The following is a 3,002-nucleotide window of genomic DNA, read 5'->3' as shown; positions in this document are numbered from 1 at the left end:
CTGGCGATCCCGTCCGCGCCGCCGGCCGAGCCGGGCGGGCGGATCGAGCTGAACATCCCCAGTCTAAGCTGGCGGCTGGTGCGGATGGCCATGGCGATCCCGCGCGTCCGGCTGTCGGTCCTGGCCATAGCCTGGTTCTACGCGGTGGGAGCGGTGCTGCTCGGCGAACTGATCCCGCTGGTCAAGGGCATGCTGCACGCCCGCCAGGAGGTGGCGGTGCTGTTCCTGGGCATCTTCTCGATCGGGGTGGCGGCGGGGTCGCTGGTGGTGAACCGCCTGCTGAAGGGTGCGGTCTCGGCGCGCTACACGCCGGTCGCGGCGCTGCTGCTGGGCGTCTTCCTGCTGGACCTGTCCTTCGCCGTGGGCGGCTTCCGCGCCCGGGGCGACGATCTCGGCATCGCAGCCTTCATGGCCCTGCCCGGCGCATGGCGCATCGCCTTCGACCTCGCGGTCATATCGATCTGCGGGGGCGTGTTCGTGATCCCGCTGCTGGCCGTCCTGCAGACCGCCAGCCCGCCGCCGGAGCGCTCGCGCATGCTGGCGGCCAACAACATCGTCAACGCCGGGATCACCGTGGCCGCCATCGTCGTGGCGACGGTGCTGCTGAAGCTCGGGGTGAGCATCTCCGGCCTGATCGCGTTCATGGGTCTGGCTACCCTGGTCATCGCGCTGATCGCCGCCCTGATGAGCGGCCAGAGGGTGATCAAGCCGCTGTCGCGCTGGGTGCTCGGCCTGCTGTTCCGGGTGGAGATCACCGGCGTGGAGAACATGCCGCCCGACGGCTCCGGCGCGGTGGTGGTGGTCAACCACGTCTCATACCTGGACGGCCCGCTGATGGGCGCCTTCCTGCCGGGGCGGCCGACCTTCGCCATCCACACCGCCATCTACAACGCCTGGTGGATGAAGCCGGTGCTGCCGATGTTCGACAGCTTCCCGGTGGACGTGACCAAGCCGCTCTCCGCCAAGGCCATGATCCGCACGGTGCAGCAGGGCCGCACCCTGGTGATGTTCCCCGAGGGCCGGATCACCGTCACCGGCGCGCTGATGAAGGTCTTCTCCGGCCCCGCCATGGTGGCCGACAAGGCCAATGCGCTGATCGTGCCGGTGCGGGTGGACGGGCCGCAGTACAGCTTCCTCTCCCACATGAAGGGCAAGCAGCGCCTGCGCCTCTTCCCCAAGGTCAGGATCACGGTGCTGCCGCCGGTCCGCTTCGACCTCAGCGCCGCGCCCACCCCCCGCAAGCGCCGGGCGCTGGCCACCGAGCGGCTCTACGGTGTGATGAGCGACATGATGTTCGCCACCGCCGATCTCGACCGCACCCTCTACCAGGCCCTGCGAGACGCCCGCGCGGTGCACGGCGCCAAGGCGTCGGCCGTGGAGGACGTCAAGCGCAAGCCGCTGTCCTACGACAAGCTGCTGATCGGGGCGCGGGTGCTGGGCGACGCGCTGGCGCCCGGCACGCAGGTCGGCGAGGCGGTGGGCGTGATGCTGCCCAACGTGAACCCGGCCATCGCCACCTTCTTCGCCCTGCAGCGGGCGGGCCGCGTGTGCGCCATGCTGAACTACACCTCGGGCGCGGCCAACCTACAGTCCGCCTGCGAGACGGCGAAGATCAGGACCGTCGTCACCTCCCGCGCCTTCGTCGAGCAGGCCGGGTTGCAGGGCGTGGTGGAGAAGCTGGAGGGATCGGGCCGACGCATGGTGTGGCTGGAGGATGTGGGCGAAGGGATCGGGACCGCGGCCAAGCTGCGCGGCCTGGTCGCCGAGCGGATCGGCGCCCGTTTTGCCCCTCGCCGACGCGAGGCCGACGCACCTGCGGTGATCCTGTTCACCTCAGGCTCTGAGGGCGCGCCGAAGGCCGTGGTGCTCACCTCGCGCAACATCCTGGCCAACATCGCCCAGGTGGCGGCGCGGGTGGACTTCAACCCCACCGACCGGGTGCTGAATGCGCTCCCGATCTTCCACAGCTTCGGGCTGACCGGCGCGACCCTGCTGCCGATCCTGAACGGGGTGCGGACCCTGCTCTACCCCAACCCGCTGCACTTCGGCACGGTGGCGGCCTTTGCCTACGACGCCAACGCCACCATCCTGTTCGGCTCCGACACCTTCCTGGCCGGCTACGCCCGCGCCGCAGCGCCTTACGACTTCTTCCGCCTGCGCTACATCTTCGCCGGGGCCGAGCCGGTGCGGCCCCAGACCCGCGCCACCTTCTACGACAGGTTCGGCCTGCGCCTGCTGGAGGGCTACGGCGCCACCGAGTGCTCGCCGGTGATCGCTGTGAACACGCCCATGCACTTCCAGGCGGGCTCCGTCGGCCAGCTGCTCCCCGGCCTGGAGCACCGGGTGGACCCTGTCGAAGGGATCGAGAAAGGCGGGCGGCTGGTGGTGCGCGGCCCCAACGTCATGGCCGGCTACTTCATGGCCGACTCGCCGGGCGTGCTGCAGCCGCCCGACGGCGGCTGGTACGACACCGGCGACATCTGCACCCTGGACGAGATGGGCTTCGTCACCATCCGCGGCCGCGCCAGGCGCTTCGCCAAGATCGGCGGCGAAATGGTCTCCCTGGCGGCGGTGGAGGGCTACGCCAAGGCGCTCTGGCCGGACGCCGAGCACGCCGTCGTCGCCCGGCCGGAGCCTCGCAAGGGTGAGGAGCTGGTCCTGTTCACCACCGCCCGGGGAGCGGACACCCGCGCGCTGAAGGCCTGGGCGCGCGAGCAGGGCGTGGCGGAGTTGTCGCTGCCGCGCGAGGTGCGGGGCGTGGACACCCTCCCGGTGCTGGGGACCGGCAAGCCGGACTACGTCGCCATGAACCAACAGGCGCGGGAGAAGACGCCGGTGCCGGCCTGACGCCTGCGCGCCGCGGTCAGCCGACGGCGACCGTCTGGGCCTGCGGGGCCACAGCCTCGCCCACCATGCAGTCGAGGGCCTAGAGCGCGACCGGATCATGCTGATTCGGGATTCCGGTTTGGGGCGGATCATGATTCAAGATTGAGGCTGGGCGG

General features: G+C 70.6%; 1 protein-coding gene. It reads left to right on the top strand.

Annotation, left to right across the window (positions count from 1 at the left end; all coding sequences use genetic code 11):
• Positions 1 to 2,847, top strand: a 2,847-nt coding sequence (locus HUV06_RS15545) for an AMP-binding protein (protein WP_174302150.1), incomplete at its 5' end; no start/stop codon positions are given.
• Positions 2,848 to 3,002: the final 155 nt, after the last annotated feature.

The sequence above is a fragment of the Caulobacter sp. S45 genome (assembly GCF_903642205.1).
GTDB lineage: Bacteria > Pseudomonadota > Alphaproteobacteria > Caulobacterales > Caulobacteraceae > CAHJWH01.
The sequence above is the reverse complement of the archived record's forward strand: the minus strand, read 5'-3'. Positions and strand labels throughout refer to the sequence as shown.